Source organism: Amycolatopsis jejuensis, from assembly GCF_000717335.1.
GTDB lineage: Bacteria > Actinomycetota > Actinomycetes > Mycobacteriales > Pseudonocardiaceae > Amycolatopsis > Amycolatopsis jejuensis.
This window is the reverse complement of record NZ_JNYZ01000045.1, coordinates 44,078-61,592: the sequence shown is the minus strand read 5'-3', so window position 1 is coordinate 61,592 and position 17,515 is coordinate 44,078. Positions and strand designations below refer to the sequence as shown.

Annotated in this window: 16 protein-coding genes and 1 pseudogene; 6 read left to right on the top strand and 11 right to left on the bottom strand. The window is 70.6% G+C overall.

Annotation, left to right across the window (positions count from 1 at the left end):
* Nucleotides 1–171 (bottom strand): annotated as a pseudogene (locus OO71_RS52725) (histidinol dehydrogenase); the annotation flags it as partial.
* Nucleotides 172–254: 83 nt separating this feature from the next.
* On the opposite strand from OO71_RS52725, the gene OO71_RS41655 reads away from it, so the two are divergent.
* Nucleotides 255–1,049 carry a carbon-nitrogen hydrolase family protein gene (locus OO71_RS41655; protein WP_033295589.1) on the top strand — a complete coding sequence of 265 codons (795 nt, stop codon included), beginning with the start codon at nt 255–257 and terminating at the stop codon, nt 1,047–1,049.
* Between the two features lies 1 nt (nt 1,050).
* Here OO71_RS41655 and OO71_RS41650 read toward each other — a convergent pair whose 3' ends face one another.
* Nucleotides 1,051–2,325, bottom strand: coding sequence for an MFS transporter (locus tag OO71_RS41650; RefSeq protein WP_033295588.1), 1,275 nt, complete (start codon nt 2,323–2,325; stop codon nt 1,051–1,053).
* Nucleotides 2,326–2,421: 96 nt separating this feature from the next.
* Here OO71_RS41650 and OO71_RS41645 point away from each other — a divergent pair, with 96 nt between their 5' ends.
* Nucleotides 2,422–3,372, top strand: a complete 951-nt coding sequence (locus tag OO71_RS41645; protein WP_033295587.1) for an Lrp/AsnC family transcriptional regulator — start codon at nt 2,422–2,424, stop codon at nt 3,370–3,372.
* Between the two features lie 156 nt (nt 3,373–3,528).
* Complete coding sequence (locus tag OO71_RS41640) at nt 3,529–5,262, top strand: arabinofuranosyltransferase AftB family protein (protein ID WP_245633951.1); 1,734 nt, start codon at nt 3,529–3,531, stop codon at nt 5,260–5,262.
* Here OO71_RS41640 and OO71_RS41635 read toward each other — a convergent pair.
* Entirely contained in the window at nt 5,250–5,681 is a 432-nt protein-coding gene (locus OO71_RS41635; RefSeq protein WP_211260824.1) for a WapI family immunity protein, read from the bottom strand. The two genes, OO71_RS41640 and OO71_RS41635, sit on opposite strands and share 13 nt — an antisense overlap.
* Nucleotides 5,682–5,772: 91 nt before the next feature.
* Between OO71_RS41635 and OO71_RS41630 the strand changes: the two genes are divergently transcribed.
* Nucleotides 5,773–6,471 (top strand): S1 family peptidase, encoded by a 699-nt coding sequence (locus tag OO71_RS41630; RefSeq protein WP_051792962.1) that lies wholly within the window; start codon nt 5,773–5,775, stop codon nt 6,469–6,471.
* Between the two features lie 298 nt (nt 6,472–6,769).
* Here the strand turns inward: OO71_RS41630 and nadC are convergent, their stop codons facing one another.
* From nadC to nadA, 3 genes are read right to left on the bottom strand one after another with little or no spacing between them, the layout of a single operon-like run.
* A complete protein-coding gene (gene nadC / locus OO71_RS41625; RefSeq protein WP_033295586.1) occupies nt 6,770–7,663 on the bottom strand; it encodes a carboxylating nicotinate-nucleotide diphosphorylase in 894 nt (297 codons plus the stop codon).
* Complete coding sequence (locus OO71_RS41620; RefSeq protein ID WP_211260823.1) at nt 7,660–9,312, bottom strand: L-aspartate oxidase; 1,653 nt, start codon at nt 9,310–9,312, stop codon at nt 7,660–7,662. Before OO71_RS41620 ends, nadC begins: the two co-directional genes overlap by 4 nt.
* A complete protein-coding gene (nadA, locus tag OO71_RS41615) occupies nt 9,309–10,319 on the bottom strand; it encodes a quinolinate synthase NadA (protein WP_033295585.1) in 1,011 nt (336 codons plus the stop codon). The genes OO71_RS41620 and nadA overlap by 4 nt, the downstream gene beginning before the upstream one ends.
* Nucleotides 10,320–10,452: 133 nt before the next feature.
* On the opposite strand from nadA, the gene OO71_RS41610 reads away from it, so the two are divergent.
* Both OO71_RS41610 and OO71_RS41605 read left to right on the top strand, forming a co-directional pair.
* Complete coding sequence (locus OO71_RS41610; protein WP_281178530.1) at nt 10,453–11,106, top strand: NUDIX hydrolase; 654 nt, start codon at nt 10,453–10,455, stop codon at nt 11,104–11,106.
* A gap of 41 nt (nt 11,107–11,147) precedes the next feature.
* The gene (locus OO71_RS41605) at nt 11,148–11,864 is read left to right on the top strand and encodes an LON peptidase substrate-binding domain-containing protein (RefSeq protein ID WP_033295583.1); all 717 of its coding nucleotides are present in this window, start codon (nt 11,148–11,150) and stop codon (nt 11,862–11,864) included.
* A gap of 259 nt (nt 11,865–12,123) precedes the next feature.
* Here the strand turns inward: OO71_RS41605 and OO71_RS41600 are convergent, their stop codons facing one another.
* From OO71_RS41600 to OO71_RS41580, 5 genes are all read right to left on the bottom strand, one after another.
* Nucleotides 12,124–12,723 carry a DUF2567 domain-containing protein gene (locus OO71_RS41600; RefSeq protein ID WP_033295582.1) on the bottom strand — a complete coding sequence of 200 codons (600 nt, stop codon included), beginning with the start codon at nt 12,721–12,723 and terminating at the stop codon, nt 12,124–12,126.
* Between the two features lie 58 nt (nt 12,724–12,781).
* Nucleotides 12,782–12,991 carry a biotin synthase auxiliary protein BsaP gene (bsaP, locus tag OO71_RS41595; RefSeq protein WP_033295581.1) on the bottom strand — a complete coding sequence of 70 codons (210 nt, stop codon included), beginning with the start codon at nt 12,989–12,991 and terminating at the stop codon, nt 12,782–12,784.
* On the bottom strand, nt 12,978–13,997 hold the full coding sequence (bioB, locus tag OO71_RS41590; RefSeq protein ID WP_033295580.1) for a biotin synthase BioB: 1,020 nt from the start codon (nt 13,995–13,997) through the stop codon (nt 12,978–12,980). The genes bsaP and bioB overlap by 14 nt, the downstream gene beginning before the upstream one ends.
* A 76-nt stretch (nt 13,998–14,073) precedes the next feature.
* On the bottom strand, nt 14,074–14,793 hold the full coding sequence (bioD, locus tag OO71_RS41585) for a dethiobiotin synthase (protein ID WP_245633952.1): 720 nt from the start codon (nt 14,791–14,793) through the stop codon (nt 14,074–14,076).
* Between the two features lie 57 nt (nt 14,794–14,850).
* Nucleotides 14,851–17,028 carry a bifunctional SulP family inorganic anion transporter/carbonic anhydrase gene (locus OO71_RS41580; protein WP_211260822.1) on the bottom strand — a complete coding sequence of 726 codons (2,178 nt, stop codon included), beginning with the start codon at nt 17,026–17,028 and terminating at the stop codon, nt 14,851–14,853.
* Nucleotides 17,029–17,515 lie beyond the last annotated feature (487 nt).

Genomic DNA, 17,515 nt, shown 5'->3' with positions numbered 1-17,515 from the left:
GAACCGCTCGGTGAACTCCAGCACCGCCGCCACCCCACGGTCGCGCACCGCCTCCACCACCGGCCGCACCTGATGCACCGCCACCTCCACGTCGTACTCGGCACGCGGAAGCGCAGCACGCAGCTCGGCAACAGACGGGACCTGTCCACGCAGGTCGGTGCGGTTCAACATGAGTCAAGGGTACGAGGTGGCGTGCGCGCGCCCGGCAGGGATACTCGGTGGTGACCCGCTGTCCCCGGACGAGGAGGCCACCAGTGCCCCGGATCGCGTTGTGCCAGCTCAACTCGGGCGACGAGGCGGAGGAGAACCTGAAACTCGTTCGCTCCGGCGCCGAGGCCGCGGCGGCGGGCGGCGCGCGGATCGTCGTGTTCCCCGAGGCGGCGATGGCGCGGTTCGGCAGGCCGCTCGCGCCGGCCGCGCAGCCGCTGGACGGACCGTGGGCGACGGCGGTGGCCGAGATCGCGCGGGAGCTCGACGTACTGGTGATCGCAGGCATGTTCACCCCGGCCGACAACGGGCGCGTGTACAACACGCTGCTGGTCACCGGCCTCGGCCAGCATCTGGGCTACGACAAGATCCACCTGTACGACGCGTTCGGGTTCGCCGAATCGGACACCGTCGCGCCGGGGTCGAGCCCGGTCACGTTCGAGGCCGACGGCACCGTCTTCGGCGTCGCGACCTGCTACGACCTGCGGTTTCCCGAGCTGTTCCGCCGTCTCGCCGACGACGGCGCGGACGTGGTGGCCGTCCCGGCGTCGTGGGGCGCGGGCGAGGGCAAACGCGAGCAGTGGGAGGTGCTGGTCCGGGCACGCGCCCTCGACTCGGGCTGCTGGATCGCGGCCTGCGGCCAGGCCGACCCGGCGGTGACCGGGGTGGAGGTCAACCCGAAAGCCCCGACCGGGATCGGGTACTCCCTGGTCGCCGACGGTTTCGGCCGGGTCAGCGCGCAAGCGGGGGCCGGGGTGGAGACGCTGCTGGTCGACGTAGACCCCGGCACGGCCGCCAAGGCCCGGACGGCGACCGGAGCGCTGGCCAACCGCCGTCTCTGACCTACGCCAACCGCCCGGCCGCGGCCACCCCGGCCGCCACAACGAGCGCGACCGCCGTCCAGCACGCCGCCGTCAGGCCCGAGGCAAGGAAAACCGCGGTCAGCACCGAGACGCCGACCGTCCCACCCAGCTGCTGCACCGCGTTCAGCAACCCCGAAGCCGACCCGGTTTCCGCCGGTCGGACGCGGTCCAGCGCCGCCGTGAAGAACGGAACCGTGAACAATCCCGTACCCAATCCGGCGACCCCCAGCGGAACCAGGACCGGCCGGAGGAAGATCAAGCCGATGACACCGACGGTCAGCAGTCCCACCCCGGTGTACAGGATCCTGGTTCCGTAACGCGGAACGAGCCACTGTCCGGCCACCAGGGACGAAACTGCCAGCCCGCACGACCACGGCAGCAGCGTGAGACCGGCCGTGCGCACGTCGACGTTTTCGGTCAGCTGCAACCACAACACCATGACCTGCGTCAGGCCGGTCATCACGGCGAAGAACAACAGCGACGTCACCAGCGCGGCCGGGAAACCGCCGTCCCGGAACAGGCTCCGCTCGATCAGGTTGCCGCGAACCCGTTGGTGCACGACGAAAACCGCGAGGGTCACGACTCCCGCGGCGACGAGGTACCCGTTCCAGTGCGTCAGAAGCGGGTAGACGACCAGTCCGGCGCCGAGCGCGACGAGGGCGGTTCCGGTGAGGTCGAGCCGCGGGCGGGTGGCCGCGCGGTCCTCCACGAGCAGCCCGGACGCGACGAGCACGGCGAGCCCCAGCGGGACGTTCACCAGGAACACCGCACGCCAGGACCAGGCATGCGTCAGGAGACCGCCGAGCACCGGCCCGCTCACCGCGGCCAGGCCCATCACCGGGCCGATGGTGCCGAGAGCGCGGGCGCGAGCCGGGCCGTCGAACAGAACGCGGATCAGCCCGATCGTCTGCGGGATCACCAGCGCCGCGAAAGTCCCTTGCAGCACGCGGAAAACGAGCAGAAAAGCCGGGGTCGTGGCTGCCGCGCAGAGGGCGGAGGCGACGACGAAACCGGTCACCCCGAGCCGGAACGTGCGCCGTCGCCCGATGACGTCACCCAGGCGTCCACCGGTGATCAGGAACAACGCGAAGGGCAACGTGTATCCGGCGGTGTAGAAGGAAATCGTACCCGCGGAGCCGCCCAGTTCGGCGTACACGGCGGGGGCGGCGACCTGGACGATGGTGGTGTCCAGGAGGTTCATCGCTTCCGCGACGAGCAGGACCGCGAGCGCGGCCCAGCGGCGTGATCCGTCCATGGGCACGAGAATGCGCCGTTGCCTGCCCACCTTCCATCCATCGGGCCAATCTCTCGGGAAGCTTCCATCTTCACCCCGTGGGTGCAGAATCATTCCATGCACGACGAACTCGACCGCGCCCTCGTCCACGCGCTCCAGATCGACGGCCGGGCACCGTTCGCGCGGATCGGCGACGTGCTGGGCGTGTCGACGCAGACCGTCACGCGCCGGTACCGGCGGTTGCGCGCGGAGGCTGGGCTGCGCGTCGTCGGGCTCGCCGAACCGCACCGGGCCGGTCAGGAGCTGTGGTTCGTGCGGCTCACCGTGGTACCCGCGGTCGCGCAGCGGGTGGCCGACGCGCTCGTCCGCCGCACCGACACGACGTGGGTCAAGCTCGCGGGCGGGGGCACGGAAATCTGCGTGATCGCGCGAACCGATCCGGTGCCCGATCACGGCCTGCTGCTGCGTGACATCCCGCGCACGACGGGCATCACCGGCGTGTCCGCGCACCAGCTGCTGCACCTGTACCACGGCGGCCCGACTGCCTGGCTGGGCCGCGCCGACGTCCTCACCGAGGCCCAGCAACGGCAGCTCGAGCCGGACGGCCACGATTCGCCGCACGCCGACCTCACCCCCGCCGACGAACCTCTGCTCATCGCATTGCAGCGCGACGGCCGATTGGGCCAGACCGACCTGGCCGCCATCACCGGCTGGTCGGCCGCGACGGTCGCCCGCCGCATCGCGGGCCTGCGCGCCGCCGGAACCCTGTACCTGGACGTGGAAATCGACGTCCGCCTCTTCGGTGCGACCACGCAAGCCCTGCTGTGGATGGCCGTCGCCCCGGCCGACCTCGACGCGGTCGCGCGAGAGCTGGCCACGCACCGGGAACTGGCCGTGGTAGCCGCGACAACCGGCCCGACAAACCTGCTCGCGCACGCCCTCAGCCCGGACGCTCCCGCGCTGCACCGGTACCTGACCCACCGCCTCGGCGCATTGCGCGGCATCAGATCCTGCGAAACTGCGCCGGTACTGCGGACGTTGAAGGGCGCCAGCCCGCTCAACCGCTGACCGGCCGGCTCCGGAATGTCCGGTTTTCCGTCCACCGCAAGCCATTCGCCGACCACCCCGCCGGTACGCAAGATCGCCTCGGTTAAGCTCGCCGGACGGGCACCCTCGCTGGTGGAGCGGTTCCGGCCCGGCAAGCTTTCCGGGGAGGAGCCCGTCATGACCACCGTTCTGCCCGAGAGACCCGGCGCCGTCACCCCGCGGTGGGTGCCGGCGGCATGGTGGAACCGGCTCGCGGTGCTCGGGCCGGTGGTGGTGTTCGGGGTGCTGGCGTGGAACCGCCGCTGGATGGCCGACGACGGGCTCATCGTGCTGCGGACCGTCCGGCAGCTGCTCGCGGGCAACGGTCCGGTGTTCAACATCGGCGAGCGGGTCGAGGCCAACACGAGCACCCTCTGGACGTACCTGCTCACCGCCTTCGGCTGGATTCCCGGCGTGCGCCTGGAGTGGCTCGCGGTGGTGCTGGGACTGCTGTGCTCGACCGGCGGGATGCTGCTCGCCCTCGACGGCACGCGCCGGCTCGTCGCTCCCGAGCGCGGCACGTTCGTGCTGCCGGCCGGGGCGCTGGTGCTGATCGCGTTGCCGCCGTTCCGCGATTTCGCGACTTCCGGCCTCGAAACGGGCCTGATCACGCTGTGGATCGGCGCGGTCTGGTGGCTGCTCGTCCGCCGCGCCCGGCGGCTCGCGGCCGGTCCGGCGTGGCTGACCGCGGTGCTGATCGGGCTGGGTGTGCTCGTCCGGCCGGACCTGGCGTTGTTCAGTCTGTGCGCGGGGATCGGGCTGCTCGTCCTGGAATGGCGCGGCTGGCGCCCGGCCGTCGGCTGGCTCGCGGCGGCCGCTGCGTTGCCGGTGGCGTACCAAATCTTCCGGATGGGCTACTACGGCCTGCTCACGCCCAACACCGCGCTGGTCAAGGAAGCGTCGAACACCATGTGGGACAAGGGATTCGCCTACCTGGCGGACTTCTTCGACCCGTACTGGCTGTGGATTCCGCTCGTGCTGTGCCTCGCGCTGGCCGGGCTGCAGCTGCACGGCCGCGGGGTCGACCGGCGGATCGTGGTGGTGTGCGTGGTCCCGGTCGTAGCTGGTCTGGCGCAAGCGTTTTACGTGATCCGCGTAGGCGGCGACTTCATGCACGGACGCATGCTGCTGCCTGCGCTGTGGTGTCTGCTGCTCCCGGTGCTGGCAGTGCGCGTGACCCGCGCGACGGTGCTGCCCGCCGCGTTGCTGGGTGCGTACGCGTTCATCGCCGCCGGCTGGCTCCGCACGGACTACGCAAATCTGCCGAAACCGGTCAACGCCACCGAGGAAATCTCCGACGAGCGCGAGTTCTACGTCCACGAGAGCGGCAGCCAGCACCCCATCCTGGCCGAGGACTTCGCCGAGTTCACCACGATCGCCGACACCGTACAGGCGCACCTCGCCGAGACGCCCGGCCCGGAGGTGTACTTCGTCTCGCAGTCAGGCACCTGGAGCGCGTATCCGTCCACCTCCGGACACGACGTGGGCGAGTTCTTCAACATCGGCGGCATCGGCATGCTGCTGCCGCTGGATTTCCGGGTACACGACCCGATCGGCCTGGCCAACCCGATCGCCGCACACACCACCCCGTACCCCGGAAGGCGCATCGGCCACAACAAATACGCCGGCACGGTCTGGGACATCGCCGACTCCGCCCGCGGAACCACCACGGACCTCGCCACCCGCGGCGACGTCCGGCAGTCCACTTTGGACGCCATCCGCCGCACCCTGGCCTGCCCGCACGACCGGGAAATGCTGGAGTCCGTCCGCGCCCCGCTGACGCCTGGCCGGTTCTGGGAAAACCTCATCCACGCAGCCGGGCGCACCAGCTTGCGGTACGACCACGATCCCTTGGTGGCTCAGCACTGCTGAGGGCTGCCGAGCACCGGGTAGGCGGCCTCGACCTCCTCCAGCGCGTCGATGATCCCGGGCAGCTGCGCCCGGTCGAGCCCCGTGATGCGGAACGACCCGTGCCCGGCAGACACCCCGGCCACGTCGAGCTTCCGGCCCACCGTGACGGTCAGCTCCAGCCACTCCTCCAGCGACGTCAACCGCGCAACGCCGGCCCCGGCGAGCTCTTCCCGGAACGCCCGCAGCTCCTCGGTGCGAAGCCCGGCGGGAATCCTCGCACGCAGTGAGCCCGCGGCGATCTCGATCGGGCTGATCAGCCAGTTGCCGTCCCAGTAATCCGTGGCGCCGGGATGCATCCGGCCGCGCACGGTGATCACCACATGATCTCCGTCGGCGGCACCGAAACCGACCGGCAGCTCGTCCCGTCCCCCTCCGCGCACGGAGCCCGACGTTACCCGACTTCCGTAGGTTACCGAATTTCCACCAGACACCTACGGTCAGGAAATCACTACCGAAGCGGAGGGATTTTCCATGCGGTACGCGAAAGCGGCGGCGATGGTCGCGGGGGCTGCGCTGGTGTTCGGGGTCTCCGGGACGGCCAGTGCCGACACCCAGATCATCGGCGGCGGCACCGTGCAGTCGGCGCCTTGGGGGGCACAGGTTTTCTGGGACGACGTGACCGACAACGGCGGTTTCGAGTGTTCCGGCACGATCATCGCGTCGCAGTGGGTGCTCACTGCGCAGCATTGCCTCAACAAGGGCGGCATGCACGTCAAGGTCGGCGACGTCGCGCTCGGCAAGGGTACCGAGGCTGCCGTCGACCAGCAGAAAGCGTCGCCGGACGGGGACATTGCGTTGCTGCACCTCAAGTCCGCCGTCGACACCACGTTCATGAAGCTCGCCGACGCCGACCCCAAAACCGGGGCCACCAACCAGATCTACGGCTGGGGCCGCACCGAGAACGACAGCCCGCCCTCGGCCACGCTCAAGACCGCCGACGTCAAGGTGACCGGTTCCAGCACGGATGCCTTCAACGGCAAGGCAATCGCGAGCAAGGGCGTCACCGGCGCGTCGTGGCACGGTGACTCCGGTGGTCCGCAGCTGGCCGACGGCGTCCAGGTCGGCGTGTGCTCCACCGGGGAGAACTCCGGCAGCGACCCGCATGGCGTCCAGAACTACGCCAGCGTCGCGAACAGCCGCGACTGGATCAAGCAGACCGCAGGCGTCTGACCGGAAGACCGCCTCCCGGCCCGCCGCCCCCTCGTCGGCGAGCCGGGAGGCGGCACCGGGACGGCCGGAGTCCGGCCGACCCGTCAGGACTACCGGAAAATTCTCAGAATTCCCTCAGCGCGTCAGCCGATGCCGATCTGGCGGTAGAGGGTCTGGTTGTCCCAGAACAGGAACTCCTCGTCCATCGTGCCGCGCCGGTTCCAGATGGCGTGCCCAGCATGACGCCGGTGACCGCGTCAGCTCGTTCTTCGCGACCTCGAACGGAATGCACTGCGGAGCAGCACCGGCTAACGGCCCGTCAGCGCAGGTCCATCCCCAGATCCAGCGCGGGTGACGAATGCGTCAACCCACCCACCGAGAGGTAGTCCACACCGGTCGAGGCGTACGCCCGCGCGCGGTCGAGCGTCAGCCCGCCCGACGATTCGAGCCGCGTCTTCGGCGACACCTCGTCCCGCCGCGCGACCGCCGTTACGCATTCCTCCGGCGTGAAGTTGTCCAGCAGCACCTCGTCCGCGCCCGCGGCGAGAGCCTCCTCCAGCTGCACCAGGTCGTCGACCTCGACCTCGCACGGCAGCTGCGGCGCGTGTTCCCGCGCGGCCGCCAGCGCCGCCGTCACCGAACCCGCGGCGACCACGTGGTTGTCCTTGATCAGCACCGCGTCGCCGAGCCCCATCCGGTGGTTCACGCCGCCACCGCACCGCACCGCGTACTTCTGCAGCAACCGCAACCCGGGCGTCGTCTTGCGCGAATCCCGTACCGCAGCACCGGTTCCCGCGATCGCGGACACCCACGCCGCCGTCGCCGTCGCAACCCCGGACAGCTGGCACAGCAGGTTCAACGCCGTCCGCTCGGCGGTCAGCAATCCCCGCACCAGGCCGCGGAGCACGAGCACCGGCTCCCCCGCGACCGCGCGCGCACCGTCCTCGCGGATCGACACCACCTCGTAGTCGTCGCCCAGCACCTCGTCGAACACCGCCAGCGCCACCGGCACTCCGGCGACCACCCCGGCGACGCGCGGCGTCAGCTCGGCCACCGCCCGCGCACCGGCCGGAACCGTCGACGCCGTGGTGGCATCCGGCCCGTACCGCAAATCCTCTTCCAGCGCAGTGGTCACCACGCGCCGCACGTCGGCCAGGTCCAGCCCGGCCGCCGTCAACGCGCGCCCGACCGGCGCCGAGAACTCCCCGCTCATGCCACTCCTTCCAGCGACGCCGCCTCGGCCAGCACCGGCTGCCCCGACGGGCTCAGCCGGATCACCTGGCTCCGGCGCCACCTGTTCTCGTCCCGTTCCGGGAAGTCCGACCGCACGTGACAGCCTCGCGATTCCGTCCGCAGCGCAGCCGCCGAAAGCATTGCCTGCGCCACCAAGGTAAGTGCCGCGTCCTCGACGGCCTTGTGCGTCCACAACGGACTGTCCTGAGTGGACAAATCGAGCACCGACCCGGCGGCGGCGAGGCCGTCGGCGTCCCGCCCGATGGCCGCGTACCGGCTCATCACCCGTTGCAGCGCATCACGTTCCGCCGCAGGCGCCGACGTCCGCTCCGGCAACCGGCCCCGCGACGGGTCCGGCAGCAGCCCGGCGGCAAGGTCCGCAGCCACGGCCTCGGCCGCCCGCTGCCCCACCACCAGACCTTCGAGCAAACTGTTGGACGCCAACCGGTTCGCCCCGTGCAGACCGGTACGAGCCACCTCACCCGCCGCGTACAGCCCGCGCACAGTCGACCGTCCGTCCGCAGTGGTCACCACACCGCCGCACGAGAAATGCGCGGCAGGCGTGACCGGGATGCCGTCCACCGCCGGGTCGATCCCCAGCGCCTGACATGCCGCGTACACCGTGGGGAACCGCTTCGCGAAGCCGGGAATTCCTGTGGCGTCAAGGAAAACGTGGTCGTCGATCCCGCCCGGCGCCAGCGCCTGCCGCCGGGTGATCGCCGCTGCGACAACGTCACGCGGAGCCAGGTCACCCAGCGGATGTACGCCCGCCATCACCGAGGCGCCAGCGCCGTCGACCAGTGTTCCACCCTCGCCGCGCACCGCCTCGGTGACGAGCGGACACCGCCCTCGCGCGCCCGGCGTGAACAGGACCGTGGGGTGGAACTGCAGGAACTCGATGTCCGCGACCGTCGCCCCGGCCCGCAGCGCGAGCGCCAGCCCGTCACCGGTCGCGATCTCGGGATTGGACGTCGCCTGGTACAGCTGCCCGATCCCGCCGCTGGCCAGCACCACCGCGGACGCCCGGACGACTCCCGGTACGCCATTGCGGTCGAGCACCGTCACGCCGGACACCTCGCCAGCGGGCGTCCGCAGCGCGTCGACGGCAATGTGGTGCTCCAGCACTGGAATCCGCCGCTCCCCGGCCTGCGCGACCAGAGTGCGCTCGACCTCCGCGCCGGTCGCGTCGCCGCCCGCGTGGATCACGCGGAACGCGCTGTGCCCGCCCTCACGGGTCCGCGACAGGCCGCCGGACTCGTGGTCGAACACCGCACCGTTGGCGCGCAACGCGTTCACCGCCGCCGGACCGCCGAGAAGGATCGACCGCACGGCGTCCTCATCGCAGAGCCCGGCCCCGGCGGTGAGAGTGTCCGCCGTGTGTTTCTCGACGGTGTCGTCCGCGTCGCGTTCGCCGTCGAGCACCACGGCGACGCCGCCCTGTGCCCAGCGGGTGTTGCCGTCCGCGACCGCCGCCTTGGTGACCACCAGGACGTGCAACCCGAGCTCACGGGCCCGCAGCGCCGCGGTTAACCCGGCGACGCCGCTGCCGATCACGACCAGGTCGGCGCGCGCCTCCCAGCGTGGGCACAGCGGGGTTTTCGCCTGTTGGTCATTAACCGGGCCGGTCATTCCCCACCGCCGGGCTGCCCAATCTCGATCATCCGCTGCACCGACGCGCGGGCCCGGGCCGCCGTTTCCGCGTCCACGTGCACCTCGTCGGCTCCCTCGGTGAGGCACCGCAGCAGCGCGGCGGGGGTGATCATCTTCATGTACCGGCACGACGCCCGGTCGTTCACCGCGCGGAAGTCGATCTCCGGCGCGGCCTTGCGCAGCTGGTGGATCATGCCGATCTCGGTGGCCACCAGCACCGACCGCGCCTTCGTGTCGCGCGCCGCGTGCACCATGTCGCCGGTGGACAGGATCTTCACCCGCTCCGGGGCCACCGCGCCCTCGCCCGCCAGGTACAGCGCCGACGTCGCGCACCCGCATTCGGGGTGGATGAACAGGTCCGCGTCCGGGTCCTCCTCGGCGCGCGCGGCCAGCTCGGCGCCGTTGATGCCCGCGTGCACGTGGCACTCTCCGGCCCACACGTGCACGTTGTCCCGCCCGGTGACGCGCTTGACGTGCGCGCCGAGGAACTGGTCGGGCAGGAACAAAACCTCCTGGTCAGCCGGGATCGAGGCGACCACGTCGACCGCGTTCGACGACGTGCAGCAGATGTCGGTCTCGGCCTTCACCTCGGCCGTGGTGTTGACGTAGGAGACCACGACCGCGCCCGGGTGCTCGGCCTTCCAGGCGCGCAGCTGCTCGCCGGTGATGGAATCGGCGAGCGAGCAGCCGGCCCGCGCGTCGGGGATCAGCACCGTCTTCTCCGGCGCGAGGATCTTCGCCGTCTCGGCCATGAAGTGCACGCCGCAGAAGACGATCGTGGACGCGTCACTGTTCGCCGCGATCCGGCTGAGCGCGAGGGAGTCGCCGGTGAAGTCGGCGATGTCCTGGATCTCCGGGACCTGGTAGTTGTGCGCGAGCAGCACCGCGTCGCGTTTCGTGGCGAGCTCCCGTACCCGCGCCGCCCAGTCCGCGTCCGCCTCGACCCCGCCGTAAGGAGTCAGGTCCGCATCAAGCGTGGTGGTCATGTCGTGGCCCTCTCGAACTTCACCGACCTCGGGACCGGGTCTGCCCCCGGTTCCGCTCCGCCTGGTTTTCGCCTTATAATCGAAAACCGTGCGAAGTCATCTTAACACCAGGGCCCCCCTCGCCCACGAGGTTCTGGCAGCAGTCCTTCAAGTGCGCTCGGACACACTGCGCGTGCTGCTGTGGCGCAGAGCACTCGACCCGCACCTGGGCCGCTGGTCGCTGCCCGGCGGCCGGTTGCGCCCGGACGAGGACGTCGAGACCTCGATCCGGCGCCAGCTCGCGGAGAAGGTCGACGTCCGCCAGCTCAAGCACGTCGAGCAGCTTTCGGTGTTCAGCGCGCCGGACCGGGTGCCGGGCCCACGGGTCGTGGCGACCGCCTTCCTCGGCCTGGTCCCCTCCGACGTCGACCCGGCGGTCCCGGAGGACACCGAATGGCACGACGTGGACGCATTGCCCCGCACGGCGTTCGACCACGAGGCGATCGTGCTGCGCGCCCGCGACCGGCTGCGGTCCAAGCTGAGCTACACCAACCTGGGCTTCGCACTGGCCCCGGAAGAGTTCACGGTTTCCGCGCTGCGCGGGCTGTATTCCGCGGCGCTGGGGTACAAGGTGTCGGCCACCAACCTGCAACGCGTACTGCAGCGGCGCGGCCTGCTCGTCCCCACCGGGCACACGACCACCCCAGGCCGGGCAGGCGGCCGTCCCGCGGCGCTGTTTTCCTTCGCGGGCAAGGGCATGCAAATCACCGACCCGTTCGCCGTGCTGAAACCCCCACCGGGGCGGTGACACGAACTGCGCCGCCGCGCCGGTACCCGTACCGTGGACGCGTGACCGAGCCGGAGCAGCACCCCAGCGACACGGCGACCCTGCCGTTGTTCCCGCTGCAGACCGTCCTGCTCCCGGGTACCCACCTGCCGCTGCACATCTTCGAACCGCGCTACCGGCAGCTCACCGCCGACCTGGTGAGCGGCGTGGTACCCGGCCAGGAGTTCGGCGTGGTCGCCCTGCGCGCCCCGCTCGTCCGCGAGGTCAGTGGTCTGGACCATGTGTACGGCGTGGGCTGCAGCACGGTGTTACGCGAAGCAAAACGCCTCCCCGACGGCCGCTACGACGTGGTCACCCGCGCCGCCCGCCGCTTCCTCCTGCGCGAACTCCACCCGGCAGCGGCGCCGTACCTGATGGCCGTGGTGGAATGGCTGCCGGACGACCCGGTCCCGCCATCCGCGGAAGCCACCGGCCACCAGCTGGCCGACGTAGCCCGCGCGGCCCACCAGCGCTACTGCGAAGCAGCCTGGCACGCCGACGACTGGCGAGCCCCCCACGACGACGCCGACCTGGCCGACCTGGCGTACGAACTGGCCGCAGACTGCCTCCTACCGTTGGAAGACCGCCAGCTGCTACTGGAGGAAACCCACCCCCTGCGCCGCCTGCGCATCGCCTGCCGCCTGCTGACCCGCGAGGCAGGTTTCCTGGAAACCCTCGGCGCAGTCCCCCTACCCCCCACAGAACTGGCCGGTTTCACCAAGCCCGCCGATTTGAACTGAAAGGTCCGTGAAGGCCACCTTCACGGAATCAGATTCCCTCAAGGTTCCCTTCACAGCCTTTCTTCCTCCACCACCCCAGCCGCACCCGCGCACCCAACGAGGCCGGGCACCCAGACCCGGCCCTGCACCCCGATCCGAAGCCAAAACACGGTCTGGGGTTGCTTGTCAAGGCATCTTTCCCGCCTTGACAAGCAACCCCAGACCGTCGTCACAATCAAGCTTCGGGGTGCCCCACCGCAACAATTCCCCCGAGCCGAACTCACCCCAGACGGCGACCCAAATCCTCCCGCCCATTCCAAGCAGTCATCAACGCATAGACCAAACAAGTCAGCACCGGCGCCGCCAAAACGACCCACCCGGACTCCAGCCGAGGCGCCTGCGCAATCACCGCACCCAGCGCAGGCGGCGCCTCCACCGAGTACCGGGCATTGGCAAACGCAGGCCCCATCTGCGTCCCCAGCCACGCCGCCAGCAGCGCCCCACCCACTGCAGCCACGAACACCACCGGCCCCCGCCGCTCCCGCAGGAACCACACCACCAGCCCGATCAGCAACCCGGTAGCCATCGCCAGGAACCCGAACACCGCGAGGTCGTCGAACCGGTGCCAGCTCTCGAGCTCCAGCGGCACCAACCGGCCGTCCGCGCTGATCACGCGCACCTGCTGCGGCGGCGCCAGCAACGACCACAGCCAGCCCAGCGGGATACCCAGCAGCGCAGCAGTGGACAGCACGCTCACGGCAGGCAGCAGATCGGCCTTCACCACCACCCGCGGACGCTGCGGCGGGAACAGCACCGGCACCGACCACGTGTCGGCGACCGCCGACGACCGGTGTGCCGCCTTGCCCGCGGATTCGACCACCCCGGACTCCTTCCCTGCGCGTGTGCGGACCGAGCGTAACCGGTCGCGTCCGCCCGGGTCATCCGCGGCTCGCGGTCTCCCCGTGCCTGCTGCACCGCGCGGTCCAGCCGACCGGCGTCACCTGCACCACCATCCGCCGCGCGCAGAACCGGCAGTACCGCGGCGGTTCCAGCACGGTACGCGGGTTGTGGCACGCCTCGTGGTCCTCGCCGCCGGGCGCCGGCTGTCCACAGTGGACGCAGAACGCCGGTGCGTCAGAGGCTGTCACTGAGCGCCTTCACCGGCATCTTGAGCTCCTCGAGCATCTCCAGGTCCGCGTTCGCCGGACGACCCAGATTCGTCAGGTAGTTGCCGACGATGATCGCATTGATCCCGCCCAGCATGCCCTTTTCGGCCCCGAGGTCGCCGAGTGTGAGCTCGCGTCCGCCGGCGAACCGCAGCATCGTCCGCGGCATCGCGAGCCGGAACGCCGCAATGGTGCGCAAGGCGTCGCGGCCCTCGACGATTTCGTAGTGCTCGTAAGGCGTACCGGGCTGCGGGATGAGGAAGTTCATCGGCACCTCGTGCGGGTCGAGCTCGACCAGCTGCACGGCGAACTCCGCACGCTGCTCCACCGTCTCGCCCATGCCGATGATCCCGCCGCAGCACACCTCCATGCCCGCCTCGCCGACCATCCGCAGCGTGTCCCAGCGCTCTTCCCACGTGTGCGTGGTGACGACCTCCGGGAAGTGCGAACGCGCCGTCTCGAGGTTGTGGTTGTAGCGGTGCACACCCATCTCGACCAGCTCGTCCACCTGCTCCTGCGTGAGCATGCCGAGCGAGCAGGCGATCTGGATGTCGTTGCCGTCCTCGCGAATCGCCCGCACCCCTTCGCGGACCTGCGACAGCAACCGCTGGTCCGGCCCGCGCACGGCAGCCACGATGCAGAACTCGCTCGCCCCGGTCTCCCGCGTCTGCCGGGCGGCCTTGACCAGGCCGGGGATGTCCAGCCAGGCCGACCGCACGGGCGTCGGAAAACGGCCGGACTGCGAGCAGAAGTGACAGTCCTCGGGGCAGCCGCCGGTCTTGAGGCTGATGATGCCCTCGACCTCCACCTCCGGCCCGCACCACCGCATCCGCACCTCGTGCGCGAGCTGCAGCGCGTCGGCGAGGCGGTCGTCGGGCAGCTGCAGCACCGCGAGGACCTGCTGCTCGGACAGCCCCTCCCCACGCTCGAGCACCTGCTCACGGGCGACGGCCAGAACGTCGCCGGTCGTCTGCGGGGCTGCGGTCACTTTTGACTCCTCAGTTCGCGTGAACCGTGCCATCGTGCCTGAGCCCGGGCCGGCCAGGGGTGCGAGGCTGCTCACGTCATTGCGATGCGGTTGCTTCGGCGGTGAACACCTCAGGGTCGAACTGCCCGCCGAACCAGGGCGACAACCCGGTCCGCGCCTGTTCGGCAAACGTATCGTGGTCCGCTTCACCCAGCCCTGCCGGAAGCACGCCGAGCAGCGGAGCCCCGGCCGCGACCGGCAGGTCACGCAGGTTTTCCAGCGCCGCCAGGTCCGGTTCCGCGGGCCACGACCCGATCACGACGCCGACCACGTTCAGCCCGCGCCGCGTCGCGACCTCGGCGGTGAGCGCGGTCGCGTTGAGCGTGCCGAGCCCGGCTTCGGCGACCACGACGACCGGAGCGCCGAGCGACCAAGCGACGTCGGCCAGGCCGCTGCCCTGCGGGTCGAAGCGGACCAGCAGCCCGCCCGCGCCCTCCACGAGCGTGAGGTCGTGGAGGGCGTCGAGCTCGCCGGCGGCCGCGGCGATCTCGCCGGGCCCGACGGTGGGCAGGCCGCTGCGCCGGGCCGCGGCTTCCGGCGACAGCGGATCCGGGTACCGGCGCAGCTCGCGGGTGGTGACGTCCTTGCCGACCAGCCGGACGACCTCGTCGAGGTCACCGGCCTCCCCGGGAAGCACCCCGGTCTGCGCCGGTTTCAGCACCGCGACGCGCTGTCCCTGTGCGAGGGCCAGCGCCGCGATCGCCGCCGTGGCGACCGTCTTGCCGACTCCGGTCCCGGTCCCCGTCATCACGAGCATGGTCACGGGCCATCAACATAGTCACCCGCACCACGCCCGCACCACGCGCGGCCGTGCTCAGCCGCCTGCCGGGGCTGCCGCCGGGGCACCGGCCGCCACGAAAGCGCCCGTCGCCCGGTCGGACAGGTACACCTGTGCGGCGCCGACGTCGAAGTACAGCCCGGTGAGCGCCAGCTCCCCGCGTGCCTCGGCTTCGGCCACCAGCGGGTACTCCCGCAGGTGGTCCAGCTGCTGCAGCACGTTGTGCAGGGCCAGCCGGTCCACCTCCCGGTCCGGACGGCCATCGCCAAGGGTCACCGGGCCGTCGCGATGCCTGCTCGGCTCGGCGTGCACCAGCCAGCTCGCCAGCGCGCTGTCCTTCGGCGGACCGCCGGCCAGCGCACCCATCGCCCCGCAGGAGGAATGCCCGCACACCACGATCTCCCGCACCCGCAGCACCCCGACCGCGAACTCGATCGCCGCGTTCATCGACGGGTCCGCCTGCGCGGGCGCGACGAGGTTGCCGATGTTGCGGATGGTGAAGAGGTCGCCCGGACCGGACGTGGTGATCAGGTTCGGCACGATCCGGGAATCGCCGCAGGTGATGAACAACGTGTGCGGCTGCTGGGCGTTCGCGAGATCGCTGAGCATGTCCTTGAGCAGCGGCGCGGCCCGGCGCTGGAACTCGGTCGCGCCGCGGTGCGTCCGCTGCCGTGGCACCGGCATGTCGCCCGCCTGCCACGCGGACCACGGCGCAAGCCACCGCGGTACCGCACGGGCGGCAGCGGTGCGCCGGACGGTCGGACGGCCTTCCTTGCCCTTGGCGAACCACGGATGCCCGATCTCGTCGACGGTCACCGTGCCGCCGCCTCGTTCGTGCGCCTGCTGCCAAGCGGAAAGGCTTTCGAACGCGGCGTGGTCGAGGTAGTCGGCCACCAGTTCCAGGGTGACCTTCGAGCCCGCCGGGATCGTGCCGAGCACCTTCGTGAGCCGGGGTACCGACAGGAACGTGAGCACCCCTTCGACGATCACGCGCCACTCGCCGCCGTGCTCCTCGACGTGGATGCCGGTCCACACAGTGCGGCTCAGCATCAGCAGCAACGCCAGCACGATGCCCGCAATCACACCGGTGAGCAGGTCGAACGCGACCACCCCGCCGATCGTGACGAGGTACAGCGGCAGGTCGCCGTGCCGCAGCACCTGCCGCAGGTGACCCGGGTTGACGAGCTTCGCGCCGACGTGCACGAGCAGCCCGGCGAGCGCCGCCAGCGGGATCGACCGCAGCACGCCGGCCAGCGCGACCACGAACACCAGCACCCACAAACCGTGCAGGATCGCCGACGCCCGTGTCCGCCCTCCGGCAGCGACGTTGGTGGAACTGCGCACGATCACACCGGTCACCGGCAGGCCGCCGAATGCGCCGGACACCATGTTCGCCGCGCCTTGACCGATCAGCTCGCGGTTGAGGTTGGCCCGCGGGCCGTTCTGCAGCTTGTCGACCGCGACCGCGGACAGCAGGCTCTCGACGCTCGCGATCAGCGCAATGGTGATCGCCGCGACCGCGATCTGGGCCCAGCCACCGTCCGGCAGCTGCGGCGTGAACCGGATCTGCAGCAGGTCACCGGGCAGTTCGACGCGCGGCAGCGTCAGCCCGGCCACCACCGAGACGACCGTCGCGACCGCGATGGCCGCCAGCGGACCCGGGATCTTCCGGACAACACTCGGCAGCTTCGGCCACACCAGCAGGATCGCGAGCGTGAGCAGGCCGATCATCGCGGCCGCACCGTGGTGCTCGACGATCTGCCCGGGCAGGCGGGTGATGTTCTCCAGCGCGGAACTCTGCGCCTTCCCCCCGAGCATGACGTGCAGCTGCCCGAGAACGATCGTCACCCCGATCCCGGCAAGCATCCCGTGCACGATCGCGGGCGAAATGGCCAGCGCCGCACGCGCAACGCGGCTCAGCCCGAACAGGATCTGCAGCGCCCCGGCGAGCACGGTGATGAGGCAGGTGACGGCCCACCCGAAGGTGGTGATCGTCTCGGCCATGAGCACGGTAAGCCCGGCCGCAGGCCCACTGACCTGCAGCGGAGACCCCCCGAGCGCCCCGGCGACGACCCCACCGACAACGGCCGCAATCAACCCGGCGACGATCGGCGCCCCGGAAGCAAGCGCAATCCCGAGCGAAAGCGGCACGGCAACAAGGAAAACCACGAGCGAGGCGGGCACGTCGTGGCGAAGCACGGCAAGTCGTCTCATGTTCACCAGGCAACCCGAGAGTACGTGAAATGTCCGCTATGCCCCACTCGATAGAGTGGATCTTTATTGCCAAAGCCACGATCGGTGTGCGCCGATGGGCCAGGTGCGGTATGGGGAGCGGCTCCGCGGCCGAGCACACCAGAGTCGGAGTGCGGCGCGGTTCGCCGAGTTTGGGGCGACGGGGCAGCGGTTGGCTTGGGTCGCAAGGTTCGCACGTTTTGCGACAGTGCGGCTTCGGTTCGCACGGGTCGCGTCGCCGAGACCTCGGTTCGCGCGGTGCGTGATTGCGCGGCTTCGGTTCGCACGGATCGCATCACCGGGACCACGGTTCGCGCAGATCGCAACGCTGATGCTTCGGCTCGCGCGGGTCGCGCCACCGGGATTTCACTTCGCGCAAGTCGCGACACTGCCGCTTCGGTTCGCGCAGGTCGCCGCACGGGGGTTTGGGCTGACGTGGTTCGGGCACTTCGCGCCGACGGCGCCGCGG

Coding starts and splice junctions, on each gene's coding strand:
- OO71_RS41630 (WP_051792962.1), top strand. CDS start 5,773: ATGCGGTACGCGAAAGCGGCGGCGATGGTCGCGGGGGCTGCGCTGGTG.
- OO71_RS41640 (WP_245633951.1), top strand. CDS start 3,529: ATGACCACCGTTCTGCCCGAGAGACCCGGCGCCGTCACCCCGCGGTGG.
- OO71_RS41650 (WP_033295588.1), bottom strand. CDS start 2,325: ATGGACGGATCACGCCGCTGGGCCGCGCTCGCGGTCCTGCTCGTCGCG.
- OO71_RS41580 (WP_211260822.1), bottom strand. CDS start 17,028: ATGAGACGACTTGCCGTGCTTCGCCACGACGTGCCCGCCTCGCTCGTG.
- OO71_RS41645 (WP_033295587.1), top strand. CDS start 2,422: ATGCACGACGAACTCGACCGCGCCCTCGTCCACGCGCTCCAGATCGAC.
- nadA (WP_033295585.1), bottom strand. CDS start 10,319: ATGACCACCACGCTTGATGCGGACCTGACTCCTTACGGCGGGGTCGAG.
- bioD (WP_245633952.1), bottom strand. CDS start 14,793: ATGCTCGTGATGACGGGGACCGGGACCGGAGTCGGCAAGACGGTCGCC.
- nadC (WP_033295586.1), bottom strand. CDS start 7,663: ATGAGCGGGGAGTTCTCGGCGCCGGTCGGGCGCGCGTTGACGGCGGCC.
- OO71_RS41620 (WP_211260823.1), bottom strand. CDS start 9,312: ATGACCGGCCCGGTTAATGACCAACAGGCGAAAACCCCGCTGTGCCCA.